The following is a 14339-nucleotide window of genomic DNA, read 5'->3' as shown; positions in this document are numbered from 1 at the left end:
GTCGGGGCGAGGGGCGCTGGCCTGGCCTGGGGCGGACGACAGTGCGGGGACAGTTGGAGGGGCAGCGGCTGTGCGAGGGGTTAGGTCGGGTGCGTTTGCGTGCGCGGCGGGGCCTTAGTGCCTGGGTGCCGGGGCCGCCTGTCTGCCTCCTTCCTTGTTTCGGCAACGATTACGGAGAGTTATTTGTTCCCGGTTCGTTACTGAGTGTAGTTGTGTAGGCGTAGTTGGAGTGTAGGGGGAGAGGGAGGGGGCCGGGCAGGGGTGTGGATTAGCGGCGGCGGTGGAGGAGGCGGCCGGAGAGGACGGTGGCCAGGCAGGTGCCGTCGGGGGCGTAGATGGCGAAGTCGGCCGGGGCGCCCGGGGTGAGAGGGGCGGAGGGGCGGGACCGCAGGCCGGAGCGGTGGACGGCGGTGCGGACGGCGGGGCGGGTGAAGGGGCCGCTGAGGCTGGTGGTGCCGGACGCGAGGAGGCGCTGGAGGCCGCGGCGGGCGCTGGCGCCCCAGCGGGTCTCGGTCATCGGGAGGGCGGCCAGCGCCGCGCCGGTGAGCGGTTCGGTGCCCAGTTCGCCGGCTTCGCGCGGGTCCGGGTGGTAGGCGGCCTCCAACAGGGCCGCGCCGTCCGGCTCGTGGCGGCCCGGGGTGAGGGTTCCGTCCCACTCGCGGACGCGGGCGCGTTCGCCGTAGGCCGCCAGCAGGTCCTCGTACGGGCCGATGGCGGCCAGGTGGTCGCCGTCCACGACCACCGCGTGGCCGGGGACGGGCTCGGCGTCGGCGGCGGGCTGGACGGCCCGTACCCGGTGAAGCGTCAGCATGTGCGGCCAGCCGTCATGGAAGAGGGGCGGATGCGTTGTGCGGCGGAGCGTTCCCCGGGAGCCGTTCGCGGCAGGGAGCGGCGCGCCGCGGGAGCGGTTCGCCACGCGACCGGGTCGCCGCCACGGGAGCGGGTCACCGCCACAGGAGCGGGTCACCGCAGAAGCGGTTCGCCACGCGGGCGGTTCGCCGCAGAAGCGGTTCGCCGTGCCACCAGCTCCAGGGGACGCCCGATGGGTCAGTTGGCGTCGATGAGTTTGAGTTCGGGGTGGGCGGTGCCGCCCTCGATGGCCGTCGAGGAGAGGTGGGAGACGACGCGGTCGTCGACCGGGTCGTTCGCCGGGTCGTCGTGGACGATCAGGTGCTCGTACGTCGTGGAGCGCTGCGCCGGGACGCGGCCCGCCTTGCGGATCAGGTCGATGATCTCCTGGCGGTTGGAGCGGTGCTTGGCGCCGGCCGAGGAGACGACGTTCTCCTCCAGCATGATCGAGCCGAGGTCGTCCGCGCCGTAGTGCAGCGACAGCTGGCCGATCTCCTTGCCGGTGGTGAGCCAGGAGCCCTGGATGTGGGCGACGTTGTCGAGGAAGAGGCGCGCGATCGCGATCATGCGCAGGTACTCGAACAGGGTGGCCTGGGTGCGGCCCTTCAGGTGGTTGTTCTCCGGCTGGTAGGTGTACGGGATGAAGGCGCGGAAGCCGCCCGTACGGTCCTGGACGTCGCGGATCATGCGCAGGTGCTCGATGCGCTCGGCGTTGGTCTCGCCGGTGCCCATCAGCATCGTGGACGTCGACTCCACGCCCAGCCGGTGCGCGGTCTCCATGATCTCCAGCCAGCGCTCGCCGGACTCCTTCAGCGGCGCGATGGCCGTGCGGGGGCGCTCGGGGAGCAGCTCCGCGCCGGCGCCGGCGAAGGAGTCCAGGCCCGCGGCGTGGATCCGCGTGATGGCCTCCTCGACCGACACACCGGAGATCCGCGCCATGTGCTCGACCTCGGAGGCGCCGAGGGAGTGGATCACCAGCTGCGGGAATTCCTTCTTGATGGCCGCGAAGTGCTTCTCGTAGTACTCGACGCCGTAGTCCGGGTGGTGGCCGCCCTGGAACATGATCTGGGTGCCGCCCAGTTCGACGGTCTCCGCGCAGCGGCGCAGGATGTCGTCGAGGTCGCGGGTCCAGCCCTTGGTGGTGTCCTTGGGCGCGGCGTAGAAGGCGCAGAACTTGCAGGCCGTCACGCAGACGTTGGTGTAGTTGATGTTCCGCTCGATGATGTACGTCGCGATGTGCTCGGTGCCGGCGTAGCGGCGGCGGCGGACGGCGTCGGCGGCCTGGCCCAGGGCGTGCAGCGGCGCGGAGCGGTAGAGGTCGAGCGCCTCCTCCGGCGTGATGCGCCCGCCCGCGGCGGCGCGGTCGAGTACGGACTGGAGGTCGGCGTTCTCGGTCACCGGGGCGTCCCTTTCGGAGGCGTATCAGAAGGACTGACGGACGCGACCAGCCTACGCCAGGGGTCTGACAGCGCCGGGGGCGGCCGGGGTGCGGGGCGGCCGGGGGCGTGTGCGTACGGCCGTGCGCCCTGTTCCGGGTGCTGACGCCTGGTCAGTCGGCTTATGACCCAGGTCATGCCGCGCCCCCGAAACCCGGCCGCCCGCTTTCCGCATCAAACAGGGCGCAAGCCGACCATCCGTCCCGCGCGCCCTGGGTCCAGGGCCCGTCCATCGGGAGACCGCCCGTGTACCGCACCCCCGGGGACCGCCCGTACGACCCGCGCCAGGAGTACCGCACCGCCCGCCGCGGCCTGACGGGCCGTGGCCGGCCGGCCGGCCCCCCGCGCCCCTCCGGGCGTTCCGGTCCGGCGCGGGGTGTACGGGAGGAGCGGCCGCGTGTACAGGAGGAGCGGCCGCGCCGCCGCCCCCGGTGGCGGATGTCGTTCCTCACCGGGCTGATCGCCGTGGCGGGCCTCTTCGCCTACCCCGCCGTCAAGTACCTGGACGTGCTCAACGACACCGGGGAGCCGATGTCGTTCAGCCAGGCGCTGCCGGACGGCGCCCCGGGGGCGGTGCGGGCTGCCGCGGCCGACCCGGCGGTCCGGATGCCGTCCGGCCCCCGGGCCGCGTTCCGTACGGCCGCGACGCTCGACGACGGTACGAAGATCGGCGTCACCACGCTGCACGGCAGGAAGTCCGGTGTCACCGGGAAGGTGTGGGTCTGGGCGCCGAAGGAGTACTACGAGGAGCGGTACCGGAACAGCGCGTTCCCGGTGCTGATCGCCCTGCCCGGCAGCTACGGCCACCCGGACAACTACTGGGCGCGCCCCGCCCTGCAGCTCCAGCGCACCGTCACCGACCTGGTGTTCCAGGGCCGCGCCAAGCCGTTCATCATCGTGATGCCGATGCTCAACCCGGACCGGCACTACTACGACGGCAGTGACATCCCGGGGCAGCCGAGGATGGGCACCTGGATGTCCGACGACGTGCCGGACCTGGTGCGGGCCACCTTCCGGACGTTCGCCGACCGGGACGGCTGGGCGTTCATGGGGTCCTCGTCCGGTGGTTTCGTCGCCCTGAAGCAGGTCCTGGCGCACCCGGACCGCTTCAAGGCGGTGATCGCCAGCGGTCCGGACACCCGCCCGGACTCGCCGCTGTGGCGCGGCCACCGGGCGGAGATGCGGGCCAACGACCCGGGGGAGCTGGCGCGGCGGCTGGCCGCCCGCCCCGGTGGGCCGGAGGTGTTCCTCCAGTTCCAGATAGGGACGCGGGAGCGCGGCCGGGCCAACCTGGAGCGCTTCATCGAGCGGTACGCCAAGGGGCCGGTGCACGCGCGGCTGCACGTCATCGAGGACGGCGGCCACAACGCCAAGAGCTACGTGCGGGGGATGCGGGACGTCAGCCTGGAGGCCATCAGCCGGGTCCTGCGGGGGCCGACCCCGGCGCCGTAGCGGGAGAGGGGCGGAAGGGGCCCCGCGCGGCCGTCCGGAGCCCGCCAGGGGGCGTAGAAGCCGCCACAGCCGCCGCGGGCCGTGCAGGGTCGCCGGGGACGGACAAAGGCCCGCCGCGGCCGCCCTACGCCGCCCCGGCCCCTGCGCCGCCCAGGCCCCCGGGCGGCCCAGCCGGCGCCGGCCTACCCCCGGCCGGCCCCCAGCAGTTCCACCCGCACATCCGCCGGGAAGCCGGTCGTCGGGCCGACCCGGCGGGCGAACTCGGTGACGCCGCGCAGCTGGTCGGGGCCGAACCGGAAGTCCAGGGTGGTGAAGTACCGTTCCAGCACCGCCTCGTCGAAGTGCTCCCAGCGGGCGGCCTGCTCGGCCACCTTGCCGACCTCCTCCAGGGACAGGTCCCGGGAGGCCAGGAACGCCTCGTGCACCGTACGGACCACCGCCGGCTCGCGCTCCAGGTAGTCGCGCCGGGCCGCCCAGACGGCGAAGACGAACGGCAGGCCGGTCCAGTCCTTCCACATCCGGCCGAGGTCGTGGACCTCCAGGCCGAGCGCGGGCCCGTCGTGCAGGTTGGCGCGGAGCGCGGCGTCGCCGATCAGCACCGCCGCGTCGGCCTCCTGCATCATCAGGCCGAGGTCCGGTGGACAGGTGAAGTAGTCGGGCCGCACCCCGATCTTCTCGGCGAGCAGCAGCTGCGCCAGCCGGACGGACGTCCGGGAGGTCGACCCCAGGGCGACCCGGGCGCCGTCCAGCCGGTCCAGCGGCTTCTGCGAGACGATCACGCAGGACATCACGGGCCCGTCGCAGCCGACCGCGAGGTCGGGGAAGGCGACCAGGTCGTCGGCGGCGCGGAGGAATTCGACGAGCGTGATCGGCGCGATGTCGAGGTCGCCGCGCACCAGCTGCTCGCTGAGCTTTTCCGGGGTGTCCTTGGTGAGGTCCAGGTCGAGCAGGGTGCCCGTACGGGCCAGGCCCCAGTAAAGGGGCAGGCAGTTCAGGAACTGGATGTGGCCCACCCGCGGCCGGCTGCGACGGTGGTCGGCGTCGGCTCCCGCGGGCGCGTCTCGGAAGGTTGAATTGTCCACATGCGGAGGCTAGACCCGGGGTGCGCCGGGGCGGACGCCGGGGCCGGTATGACCATTCCCGGCCGCGGCCAAACGTGATCTTTGGCTCTTCCCCGTTCCGAGTCCACCATGCTAGGCTCAGGCCAAGTTGCAGTTTGGTTTCCCTTGCAGTACAGAGCCTGCGGAGCATGTGACCGCGGGCTTTTGTAGTTTTCAGACTTGTTTGCAGGTTCTGGAGCAGGGCGACCCTTTGGCCCAAGGAGGGCTCATGGCTACCGGAACCGTCAAGTGGTTCAACGCTGAAAAGGGCTTCGGCTTCATCGCCCAGGACGGCGGCGGCCCGGACGTCTTCGTCCACTACTCGGCGATCAACGCCACCGGTTTCCGCTCCCTCGAGGAGAACCAGCAGGTCACGTTCGACGTCACCCAGGGTCCGAAGGGCCCGCAGGCGGAGAACGTCACCCCGGCCTGAGTTACCCGCTCCGGCCTTACCTGATCAGGTCCGACAGCAGTACCCAAGGAGCCCCGCTCCGCCTTCGGGCGGAGAACGGGGCTCCTGCCTTTTGTATCGGCTTTCGTACAGGCCGGGCGCGGGAGGGTTTTCCGGCGGGCCGCCGCGCCGGGAAATGAATACCAGGTGAATATCGGCCGTCCGGGCATCGGAGGGAGCGCTTCCGGACTCGTCCGCCGGGCGGCGCGACCCCTGCCCCGGCTGCCCGCCGGCGGCCCGCGCGCGTACCGGACGGCGTTCCGGACGGCGCTCCGTACGGCCTTCCGCACCGGCACGGAACGGAACGGGGAATTCCCCGGACCGGGAACGGCGCGGAAAGGCGCGGAATGGCCCGGAAAGGCGCGGAAAAGTCCGGGCGGGCGCCGGAAAAGGCCCGGGAAAGATCGGGGAACGGCGCGGAATAACGGCGCCCGAGAGGCGGCGGATTGTGCGGAGACGCGATTCTCCGGTATGGAGAATTGCCCGCATTCCGGGCGCCCGAGAGTCCTCCTGCCCCAGCCCGGACGGCGCGCGGCACCGGCCCTGGCCTGCGGAGTCCCGGCCCGGCCGGCTCGCCGCGCATCCCCTGCGCACCCTTTCGTACGCCCGAGCGCGCCCCGCGCGGCGGCGCCTCGCGGCGACCGCCGGAAGAACGGGAACAGGGTAGGAAAAACCGGACCTCCGGTCGAATGAGAAGGATCGCGGCCGGTGAATGCGGGGCCGTCCGATGCGATCACGGAAAGTGGTCGCACGGCCACATGACAGGTTCTACCGTGGGCAGAATGAGCGACAGCATGCCCCCGCAGAAGCCCTGCCCGGACTGCGGCGGCGCGGGCACCGTCGAGTGGGAGACCCCGGGCGGCCGCAAGGTCACCACCCAGTGTTCCGGCTGCGCCGGCACCGGAACGGTCCTGGCATAGAGGAGGCGGACGCAGACCATGGCGGCCTTCAGCAGACCCGGCAAGCCGGTCGGCCTGGACGCGCGGTACGTCGGCAGACTCCCGTGCGCCGTCTGCGGGCTGCGGGCGATGAAGCTGCCGGGCCGGGAGGGCGGGGTGTGCATCCCCTGCTACGCCGAGGAGCGCGCGGCGGCCGGGCGGCGGGCCGCGTCGGCCGGGGCGTGGGTGGCGGCGAGCTTCGTCGGCGATCCGTGCCTGGCGTGCGGTTCGCGGTCCGTGGACGCCAACGGGTGGGTGTTCTGGTGCAATTCCTGCCAGATGCAGACGGCGGTGGCCCTGCCGCCCCGGTGAGGCGGGCGCGGCCCCGGGGCGGAGCACGCCCGCGGCAGGCCGACAGGCCCCGTGCCACCTCCCCCACAGAGGTGACACGGGGTTCCAGTTTGACGCGCGGAGGGCCGCGGCTCCAGAGCCGGAGTCACTGCCTTTCGTAAAGCCGCGGCCATGCCCGTATCCCGCGCGGGCGGTGCCCATGTCCACAGCCGCAGCCCCCACCCCGCCCCACGGCGGTTGACAACGATGCGAGCGCAACGAGACGATACGGTTCGTCGCGCTGAGCGCGGCATCACCGACGACAGGGGAGGTCAGCCATGTCCGTACGCGGAACGGCGCGGGTCGAGGAGCGGTTCGTGGCGGCCGGGGACGGGGTCCGGCTGTGGACGGAGCAGCGCGGGCCGGCCGGCGGGGAGCCGCTGCTGCTGGTGATGGGCGCGCAGGCGAGCGGCGTCGGCTGGCCGGAGCCGCTGGTGGACGCGCTGGCCGAACGGCACCGGGTGATCCGCTACGACCACCGGGACACCGGGCGCTCCACCTGGTCGTTCGACGAGCGGCCGTACCGGATCGCGGATCTCGCGGACGATGTGGTGGCGGTGCTGGACGGGCTGGGGATCGCGCGGGCGCACCTGGTGGGGATGTCGCTGGGCGGGATGCTGACCCAGATGGTGCTCGCCGACCATCCGGAGCGGGTGCTCAGCGCCACGCTCATCGGGACGTCCGCGCTCAGCACCGCCCCGTACACCCCGCCGGGCGGCGGCAGCGTACCGGTGGAGGAGCTGCCGGGCATCGCCCCCGAGGTGCTGGAGATGTGGGCCCGCCCGGTGGCGGACCTCGGCGAGGAGGCCGAGATCGAGCGGCGGGTGGAGCACTGGCGGGTGCTCGCCGGCGGCGGGCTGCCCTTCGACGCGGACTTCTACCGCGCGCTGGAGCGGCGGGTCATCGCGCACACCGGGCACCACCGCGCCGGGACCGCGCACGGGCGGGCCGAACACAGCGGGATGCTGCGCACCGAGGCGCTGGCCCGGAACGAGGTGCCGGTGCTGGTGGTCTCCGCCCCGGCCGAGCCGGTCTTCCCGCCGCCGCACCCGCGGCACCTCGCCCAGGCCGTCCGCGGCGCGTACGTGGTGGAGGTGCCGGGGATGGGGCACGCGCTGCCGCCGGAGGTCCACGGGCCGCTGGCGCGGGCGGTGCTGGCGCATACCGCGTCGGCGGCGTAGGACCCGGCCCTGGGCTGGGCGTTCCGCGCGGGCCGGAAGACACGGCGGCGCCCCCGCGCCCACCAGGAGAGGTGGCCGCGGGGGCGCCGTACGCCGTGCGGTGCGGGTCAGGCCGCGGCGGGGGCCGGCTCGCGGTCGGCGGCGGGCTCGGCCGCGCCGGCGGTGTCGATGTCCACGAGGCTGACGCCGGTGGCGCGGGCGTAGGCGTCGCGGTCGAGGATCTTCTCGCGGGCGGAGACCAGGATCGGGATGACGGACTGGCCGGCGACGTTGGTGGCGGTGCGCATCATGTCCAGGATCGGGTCGATGGCCATGAGGAGGCCGACGCCCTCCAGGGGGAGGCCCAGCGTCGAGAGGGTCAGGGTCAGCATGACCGTGGCGCCGGTGAGGCCGGCGGTGGCGGCCGAGCCGATGACCGAGACGAAGGCGATCAGGACGTAGTCGGCGATGGACAGGTGGACGTTGAAGATCTGCGCGATGAAGATCGCGGCGATCGCCGGGTAGATCGAGGCGCAGCCGTCCATCTTGGTGGTCGAGCCGAACGGCACCGCGAAGGAGGCGTACTCGCGCGGTACGCCGAGGCGTTCGGTGACCTTCTGGGTGACCGGCATGGTGCCGACCGAGGAGCGGGAGACGAAGGCCAGCTGGATGGCGGGCCAGGCGCCGCGGAAGAACTGCAGCGGGTTGACCTTGGCGACGGTCGACAGCAGCACCGGGTAGACGACGAAGAGGACCAGCGCGCAGCCGACGTAGATGTCGACGGTGAAGGTCGCGTACTTGCCGATGAGGTTCCAGCCGTAGGTGGCGATGGCGTGGCCGATGAGGCCGACGGTGCCGATCGGTGCCAGGCGGATGACCCACCACAGGGCCTTCTGGAGGAGTTCCAGCGCGGACCGGCTGATCTTGAGGACCGGTTCGGCCTTCTCACCGAGCTGCAGCGCGGCGATACCGGCGACGGCGGCCATGAAGACGATCTGCAGGACGTTGAGCTCGGTGAACGGCGTGATGACGTCGGTGGGGACGATGCCGGTCAGGAAGTCGATCCAGGAGCCGGTGTGCTGCGGGAGCTTGCCGTCCTTGGGGGTCAGGCCGGTGCCCGCGCCCGGGTGTGTCAGCAGGCCGATGGCCAGGCCGATCGCCACCGCGATCAGCGAGGTGATCATGAACCACAGCAGGGTGCGGGTGGCCAGCCGGGCGGCGTTGTTCACCTGCCGCAGGTTGGTGATCGAGACCAGGATCGCGAAGAAGACCAGGGGGGCGACGGCCAGCTTCAGCAGCTGGACGAAGAGGTCGCCGATGTGCTCCAGGGTGGCGCCGAGCCAGGCGACGTCCCCGCTCTTGGCGACCCAGCCGAGCAGCACGCCGAGGACGAGGCCGGCCAGGATCTGCGCCCAGAACGGGATCTTGGGTATGCGGGAGGTCTTCGGGGCCTGGGGCGCCGCTGCGGGCGCGGGGGTCGGGGCAGGCGTGGACAACGGACACACTCCGGGGACAGGAAGGCGTGGGACGCGGGGCGTCGGGAAGGGCGTGCTGGAAGCGCCAGGAGGTCCGTACGTGTGAAACGGGATCTCCGGCCGCCGGGGGACATGTCAGCGGCGGCGACAGGCCGCGGACATACAGCGGCAAAGATCGACGTGCAGGCGCACCACGAGCGGGACGCTCATGGGGTTCGAGGGCGCTGCTGCGTTCGTCATGGCATGTACGTTAACACTTGAACTTTGAGGGTCCCAAAGAAAATCTTTGGGTAGGGGACGGGCCGGGCGGACCGGTGCGGAACGGTCAGCGGGCAGCAAAAAGGCGCCCGCGCCGGGGAGTTGGGACTCCGCGGGACGGGCGCCGGACGGGCGCGGGCGCCGGACGGCGCGCCGACGTGACGCGTCTTACAGTCCGGAAGAGGGGCGGGCGGGGCTTAGAGCCCGTCCTCCATGCTCTGGTTGGCGGCCAGCCGCTCCTTCTGGCGGTCCACCTTGGCCACGATCTGCTCGGACATCGCGTCGCGCTGCTTGCGCAGCAGTACGAAGCTGAGCGGCGCGGAGATGACGATGGCGAGCAGCAGCATCCAGACCGTGTTGGAGTTGCCGACGCCGAGGGGGATGATCCGGAAGTACGCCAGCACCCACACCACGGCGAAGCAGACGGCGAACAGGCCGATGCGAAGGGCGGTGTAGCGGAGTGTGGCGAACTTGTGGCTACGCACGGCGGGACCTTCTTCTCAACGGCAACCGAAAGGGTCTGCCGTCCAGTCAAGCACAGGACGCGGGGCGATCTTCCGGGCCCCCGGGCGCGGACACCCCCTGGGGGCATCAGTCCAGGTCGAGCCACATGGTCACATCGTCGCGGTAGTCGCCGGGGCCGAGCCGGATGGCGCGCGGCGCGCGGCCGATCTCGCGGTAGCCGCAGCTTTCGTAGAAGCGGGACAGGCCGGTGCCGCCGCGGCAGGTGAGGCGGAGGCCGATGATCCCGTCCATGGCGCGGGCGGTGCCGGCGACCGCGGCCATCAGGGCGCGGCCCACCCCGCGGCCGTGGAGGGAGGGGTGGACCATCACGGTGTAGACCCACAGCCAGTGGGGGTACAGGGGGTGCTCGTTGCGGGTGAGGAAGGCGGTGGCGACCACCCGGCCCTCGGCGTCGCGGCCGGCGATGAGGCGGTCGCGGCCCTCGGCGAGCGCCGCGAGCCGGCGGAGGAGTTCGGGGCGGATGTCCTCGGGGGTGACGGGCGGGACGTAGCCGACCGCGCCGCCGGCGTTGGTGACCTCGGCCCACAGGGCGCAGATCCCGTCGCGGACGGCGGGGGTGATGGCGGGGTCCGGCTCGAAGCGCACACTCATGCGGCCGGACCCTACCGGGGTGCCCGCGGGGCGTCAGACCCGCATCGGCTGCGGCGACTCGCGGCGGTCGGGGTCGGGGCCCGGGTACTCGCGGATGGTCTCGTAGCGGGTGTTGCGCTCGACGGGGCGGAAGCCGGCGTCGCGGATCAGTTCCAGCAGGTCGTCGCGGGTGAGCTTGTTGGGCGTGCCGTAGTTGTCCGCGTCGTGGGTGATCTTGTACTCGACGACCGAGCCGTCCATGTCGTCGGCGCCGTGCTGGAGGGCGAGCTGGGCGGTCTGCACGCCGTGCATCACCCAGAAGACCTTGACGTGCGGGACGTTGTCGAAGAGGAGCCGGGAGACCGCGAAGGTCTTCAGCGCCTCGGCGCCGCTGGCCATGGTGGTGCGGGCCTGGAGCTTGTTGCGGATCTTGCCGTCCTGCATGTCCACGAAGTCGTGCTGGTAGCGCAGCGGGATGAAGACCTGGAAGCCGCCGGTCTCGTCCTGGAGTTCGCGCAGCCGCAGGACGTGGTCGACGCGGTGGCGGGGCTCCTCGATGTGCCCGTAGAGCATGGTGCAGGGCGTCTTGAGGCCCTTCTCGTGCGCCAGGCGGTGGATCCGCGACCAGTCCTCCCAGTGGGTGCGGTGGTCGACGATGTGCTGCCGGACCTCCCAGTCGAAGATCTCGGCGCCGCCGCCGGTCAGCGACTCCAGCCCGGCGTCGATGAGTTCGTCGAGGATCTCGGAGGCGGACAGGCCGGAGATGGTCTCGAAGTGGTGGATCTCGGTGGCGGTGAACGCCTTGAGCGAGACGTTCGGCAGCGCCTTCTTCAACTCCCGCAGCGAGCGCGGGTAGTAGCGCCACGGCAGGGTCGGGTGGAGGCCGTTGACGATGTGCAGCTCGGTGAGGTTCTCGTTCTCCATCGCCTTGGCGAGGCGGACGGCCTCCTCGATGCGCATGGTGTACGCGTCCTTCTCGCCCGGCTTGCGCTGGAACGAGCAGTACGCGCAGGACGCGGTGCACACGTTCGTCATGTTGAGGTGGCGGTTGACGTTGAAGTGGACGGCGTCGCCGTTCTTCCGGGTCCGCACCTCGTGGGCGAGGCCGCCCAGCCACGCCAGGTCGTCGGACGCGTAGAGGGCGATCCCGTCCTCGCGGGTCAGCCGCTCCCCGGCGTGGACCTTCGCTTCCAGCTCGCGCTTGAGGCCCGCATCCATCGACGCAGCCATCGGGTCGCCTCCCACCATCTCTGTGTGTCTCCGGCCGTTTCACGTGAAACATCGTCGGTTTCGCCGTGAAAAACGGGCTTCGCCGAGCCTACTCCCCCGCTTCCGCGGCGGACGGAGGCCCCTTGGGGGCGTCCCGGGCCGCGTCCCGGGCCTCCGTCCGCCGGCGGGCCCGGCCGGGCTAGTTCACCTCTTCGGGGAGTTCGCCGACGCGGTTCTCCCACTTGGTGGAGAGCACGATCGTGGTCCGGGTGCGGGAGACGCCCTTGGTGCCGGAGAGCCGGCGGATGGTGCGCTCCAGCCCGTCGACGTCGCCGACCCGGACCTTGAGCATGTAGGAGTCGTCGCCGGCGATGAACCAGCAGTCCTCGATCTCGGCGAGGTCCTTCAGCCGGCGGGCCACGTCCTCGTGGTCGGCGGCGTCCGAGAGGGAGATGCCGACCAGGGCGGTGACGCCGAGGCCCAGCGAGGCGGCGTTGACCGTCGCGCGGTAGCCGGTGATCACGCCGGCCGCCTCGAGGCGGTTGATCCGGTCCGTGACGCTGGGTCCGGAGAGGCCGACGAGCCGGCCGAGTTCGGCGTAGGAGGCCCTGCCGTTCTCGCGAAGTGCCTGGATGAGCTGCCTATCCACCGCGTCCATGCCCTCAAGCCTTCCAATCTTTCCGCGTTTCTGCGTTCTGCATGTAGAATCTAAGGCATACAGGGTCTCGGCCCTGTGATTCATTTAGAATGATCAAGGACGATCTTTCCCAGGAGAAGACACCGTGTACTCGATCGAGATGGCCTACGCCCGCATGCGTGAGCTGCAGGACCAGGCCAATCGTTCCCGTGCCGCCCAGCAGCCCGCCACCCCGCGGGCCCGGCGCCGCCTTAGCCGCGCCGCCGCCAAGAAGCGCTGACGCCTACGGCGCCTCCCGCGCGGAGCCGCCCCCCAGCGCCCCTTCCCACCGCCGGTACAGCCCGTGCGGCACCTCTGCCGCGTCGAGCACCCGGCCCGCGACGAAATCCACCAGATCCTGGATGTGCGTCGCACCCGCGTAGAACGCCGGAGAGGCGGGCAGCACCACCGCGCCCGCCTCGTCCAGCGCCACCAGATGCCGCAGCGTCGGGCCGTTCAGCGGCGTCTCGCGCACCGCGACGACCAGCGGCCGCCGCTCCTTGAGCGTCACGCTCGCCACCCGCTGCAGCAGGTCCTTCGACAGCCCCAGCGCCACCCCCGCCACACACGCCGTGCTCGCCGGGACGATCAGCATCCCCTTCGCCGGATACGAGCCCGACGACGGCCCCGCCGCCAGATCGCCGGCCGGCCAGTACCGCACCCGCGCCAGCGCCTCGTCGGCCACCGGGAAGGTGTGCGGCGTGCCGTCGGCGCCGCGCGCCAGCCACTGCCGCAGATCGTCCCGCCAGTGCGCGTCCCGGAAGGCGATCCCGGTCTCGTCCAGCAGCGTCAGCCGCGAGGCCCGGCTGACGACGAGATCCACCGCCTCCCCGGCCGCGAGCAGCCCGCGCAGCACGGACGCGGCGAACGGCGTCCCGGACGCGCCGGAGATTCCCACGACCCACGGGCGGCGCCCGGGGTCCGGCTTGCTGGTGTCGATGTGCGGCGGCTCCACGGATCGAGCCTATCCGGCGGAACCGGCAGGGCCGCCCCGACCGTTACTACCTGTGCGCCGGCACCGCGCCGGGCGCACCGGACGACACCCGGCGGCAGGCCGGCGGCGAAGGGGGCGGGCGATGGCACCGCGCACGGCACGGGCCAGGCCCGCGCTCTTCCTCATGGTGGGCTGGGTCGCGCTGCTGTGGGTCCTGGAGGGCGTCGACACCCTCAGCGGGAACGCCCTCGACGCCTTCGGCATCCGCCCCCGCGAGGCCGGCGGCCTCCTCGACGTGCTCCCCGCCGCCTTCCTCCACTTCGGCTTCGGCCACCTGGCCGCCAACTCCCTCCCGCTGCTGGTGCTCGGCTTCCTCGCCGCGCTGCGCAGCGGCATACGCCGGTTCCTGGCCGCCGCCCTGCTGATCATCGTGGTCAGCGGCCTCGGCGTCTGGCTGACCGCGGCGCCCGGCAGCATCACCCTCGGCGCCTCCGGCGTGGTCTTCGGCCTCTTCGCCTTCCTGCTGGTCCGCGGCTTCGTCGAGCGCAAACCGCTGGACATCGGCATCGGCCTGATCGTCGGGCTGCTCTACGGCTCGATCCTCTGGGGCGCCCTGCCCACCACCAGCGGCATCAGCTGGCAGTGCCACCTCTTCGGCCTGGCCGGCGGGGTCCTGGCGGCCTTCATCCTGCGCGAGCGGGGCCGGGGGCCGGGGCGGGACGGGGCGGCGGCGGGGGGCGTGGTCAGACCGGTCCCCTGACGCATCTGGCGGCGCTGCCCGGCATCACCGTCCTCGGCCTCGACCTGCCCGCCGTCCCGGCCCTGGCCCGGCAGCGGACCTGGGCCGCTGCCCACTGCCACCACGCGGCGCAGCCGACCCTCGACCGCCCGGACGGCGCGATCGTGGCCACCACCGCTCCACAGCGATGGGCCGGGGAAGCGGTCCGCGTGCTGGACCTCAACGCCTGACGTGTCC

16 protein-coding genes and 1 pseudogene are annotated in these 14339 nt (G+C 72.2%); 8 read left to right on the top strand and 9 right to left on the bottom strand.

Going from position 1 to position 14339, the window contains the following annotated elements:
• Nucleotides 1-268 precede the first annotated feature (268 nt).
• Together ADL22_RS29985 and mqnC are read right to left on the bottom strand one after the other, a co-directional pair.
• Complete coding sequence (locus ADL22_RS29985; RefSeq protein WP_066986888.1) at nucleotides 269-811, bottom strand: imidazolonepropionase-like domain-containing protein; 543 nt, start codon at nucleotides 809-811, stop codon at nucleotides 269-271.
• A 236-nt stretch (nucleotides 812-1047) separates the two neighbouring features.
• A complete protein-coding gene (gene mqnC, locus ADL22_RS29980; protein WP_066986885.1) occupies nucleotides 1048-2247 on the bottom strand; it encodes a cyclic dehypoxanthinyl futalosine synthase in 1200 nt (399 codons plus the stop codon).
• Nucleotides 2248-2531: 284 nt separating this feature from the next.
• Here mqnC and ADL22_RS29975 point away from each other — a divergent pair, with 284 nt between their 5' ends.
• Nucleotides 2532-3737, top strand: coding sequence for an alpha/beta hydrolase (locus tag ADL22_RS29975; protein WP_234430908.1), 1206 nt, complete (start codon nucleotides 2532-2534; stop codon nucleotides 3735-3737).
• A gap of 182 nt (nucleotides 3738-3919) precedes the next feature.
• Here the strand turns inward: ADL22_RS29975 and ADL22_RS29970 are convergent, their stop codons facing one another.
• On the bottom strand, nucleotides 3920-4819 hold the full coding sequence (locus ADL22_RS29970; protein WP_066986882.1) for a menaquinone biosynthetic enzyme MqnA/MqnD family protein: 900 nt from the start codon (nucleotides 4817-4819) through the stop codon (nucleotides 3920-3922).
• A gap of 247 nt (nucleotides 4820-5066) precedes the next feature.
• Between ADL22_RS29970 and ADL22_RS29965 the strand changes: the two genes are divergently transcribed.
• The 4 genes from ADL22_RS29965 (at nucleotide 5067) to ADL22_RS29955 (ending at nucleotide 7737) form a co-directional block, all read left to right on the top strand.
• A complete protein-coding gene (locus ADL22_RS29965; RefSeq protein WP_043264958.1) occupies nucleotides 5067-5270 on the top strand; it encodes a cold-shock protein in 204 nt (67 codons plus the stop codon).
• Between the two features lie 800 nt (nucleotides 5271-6070).
• Nucleotides 6071-6208 (top strand): hypothetical protein, encoded by a 138-nt coding sequence (locus tag ADL22_RS35555; protein ID WP_159048739.1) that lies wholly within the window; start codon nucleotides 6071-6073, stop codon nucleotides 6206-6208.
• A gap of 18 nt (nucleotides 6209-6226) precedes the next feature.
• Nucleotides 6227-6538 carry a hypothetical protein gene (locus tag ADL22_RS29960; protein WP_066986879.1) on the top strand — a complete coding sequence of 104 codons (312 nt, stop codon included), beginning with the start codon at nucleotides 6227-6229 and terminating at the stop codon, nucleotides 6536-6538.
• Between the two features lie 296 nt (nucleotides 6539-6834).
• The gene (locus ADL22_RS29955; RefSeq protein WP_066986876.1) at nucleotides 6835-7737 is read left to right on the top strand and encodes an alpha/beta fold hydrolase; all 903 of its coding nucleotides are present in this window, start codon (nucleotides 6835-6837) and stop codon (nucleotides 7735-7737) included.
• A 107-nt stretch (nucleotides 7738-7844) separates the two neighbouring features.
• On the opposite strand, the gene ADL22_RS29950 is transcribed toward ADL22_RS29955, so the two are convergent.
• From ADL22_RS29950 to ADL22_RS29930, 5 genes are all read right to left on the bottom strand, one after another.
• Nucleotides 7845-9212: a dicarboxylate/amino acid:cation symporter gene (locus ADL22_RS29950; protein WP_066986873.1), complete on the bottom strand. Its 1368-nt coding sequence runs from the start codon at nucleotides 9210-9212 to the stop codon at nucleotides 7845-7847.
• A gap of 434 nt (nucleotides 9213-9646) precedes the next feature.
• Entirely contained in the window at nucleotides 9647-9934 is a 288-nt protein-coding gene (locus tag ADL22_RS29945) for a DUF4229 domain-containing protein (protein WP_066986870.1), read from the bottom strand.
• A gap of 106 nt (nucleotides 9935-10040) precedes the next feature.
• Nucleotides 10041-10565, bottom strand: coding sequence for a GNAT family N-acetyltransferase (locus ADL22_RS29940; protein ID WP_066986868.1), 525 nt, complete (start codon nucleotides 10563-10565; stop codon nucleotides 10041-10043).
• Between the two features lie 33 nt (nucleotides 10566-10598).
• The gene (gene mqnE / locus ADL22_RS29935) at nucleotides 10599-11762 is read right to left on the bottom strand and encodes an aminofutalosine synthase MqnE (RefSeq protein ID WP_066986895.1); all 1164 of its coding nucleotides are present in this window, start codon (nucleotides 11760-11762) and stop codon (nucleotides 10599-10601) included.
• A 190-nt stretch (nucleotides 11763-11952) separates the two neighbouring features.
• On the bottom strand, nucleotides 11953-12411 hold the full coding sequence (locus ADL22_RS29930; protein WP_066986864.1) for an Lrp/AsnC family transcriptional regulator: 459 nt from the start codon (nucleotides 12409-12411) through the stop codon (nucleotides 11953-11955).
• 124 nt (nucleotides 12412-12535) lie between these two features.
• Here ADL22_RS29930 and ADL22_RS36755 point away from each other — a divergent pair, with 124 nt between their 5' ends.
• Nucleotides 12536-12670 (top strand): hypothetical protein, encoded by a 135-nt coding sequence (locus ADL22_RS36755; protein WP_267890213.1) that lies wholly within the window; start codon nucleotides 12536-12538, stop codon nucleotides 12668-12670.
• 3 nt (nucleotides 12671-12673) lie between these two features.
• Here ADL22_RS36755 and ADL22_RS29925 read toward each other — a convergent pair whose 3' ends face one another.
• Nucleotides 12674-13384 (bottom strand): UbiX family flavin prenyltransferase, encoded by a 711-nt coding sequence (locus ADL22_RS29925; RefSeq protein ID WP_066986861.1) that lies wholly within the window; start codon nucleotides 13382-13384, stop codon nucleotides 12674-12676.
• Nucleotides 13385-13505: 121 nt separating this feature from the next.
• On the opposite strand from ADL22_RS29925, the gene ADL22_RS29920 reads away from it, so the two are divergent.
• Both ADL22_RS29920 and ADL22_RS36530 read left to right on the top strand, forming a co-directional pair.
• Complete coding sequence (locus tag ADL22_RS29920) at nucleotides 13506-14123, top strand: rhomboid family intramembrane serine protease (RefSeq protein WP_066986857.1); 618 nt, start codon at nucleotides 13506-13508, stop codon at nucleotides 14121-14123.
• Nucleotides 14120-14332 (top strand): annotated as a pseudogene (locus ADL22_RS36530) (hypothetical protein); the annotation flags it as partial. The gene ADL22_RS29920 and the pseudogene ADL22_RS36530, both read left to right, overlap by 4 nt.
• Between the last annotated feature and the right edge of the window lie 7 nt (nucleotides 14333-14339).

Origin of the sequence: Streptomyces sp. NRRL F-4489 (assembly GCF_001509485.1) — a bacterium.
GTDB lineage: Bacteria > Actinomycetota > Actinomycetes > Streptomycetales > Streptomycetaceae > Streptomyces.
Note: the sequence above shows the minus strand (reverse complement) of the source record. Positions and strands in the feature narration are given on the sequence as shown.

Excerpts from the sequence above, each read along its gene's own strand:
- ADL22_RS29985 (WP_066986888.1), bottom strand. The coding sequence starts at position 811 with ATGCTGACGCTTCACCGGGTACGGGCCGTCCAGCCCGCCGCCGACGCC.
- ADL22_RS29965 (WP_043264958.1), top strand. The coding sequence starts at position 5,067 with ATGGCTACCGGAACCGTCAAGTGGTTCAACGCTGAAAAGGGCTTCGGC.
- ADL22_RS35555 (WP_159048739.1), top strand. The coding sequence starts at position 6,071 with ATGAGCGACAGCATGCCCCCGCAGAAGCCCTGCCCGGACTGCGGCGGC.
- ADL22_RS29960 (WP_066986879.1), top strand. The coding sequence starts at position 6,227 with ATGGCGGCCTTCAGCAGACCCGGCAAGCCGGTCGGCCTGGACGCGCGG.
- ADL22_RS29955 (WP_066986876.1), top strand. The coding sequence starts at position 6,835 with ATGTCCGTACGCGGAACGGCGCGGGTCGAGGAGCGGTTCGTGGCGGCC.
- ADL22_RS29940 (WP_066986868.1), bottom strand. The coding sequence starts at position 10,565 with ATGAGTGTGCGCTTCGAGCCGGACCCCGCCATCACCCCCGCCGTCCGC.
- mqnE (WP_066986895.1), bottom strand. The coding sequence starts at position 11,762 with ATGGATGCGGGCCTCAAGCGCGAGCTGGAAGCGAAGGTCCACGCCGGG.
- ADL22_RS29930 (WP_066986864.1), bottom strand. The coding sequence starts at position 12,411 with ATGGACGCGGTGGATAGGCAGCTCATCCAGGCACTTCGCGAGAACGGC.
- ADL22_RS29920 (WP_066986857.1), top strand. The coding sequence starts at position 13,506 with ATGGCACCGCGCACGGCACGGGCCAGGCCCGCGCTCTTCCTCATGGTG.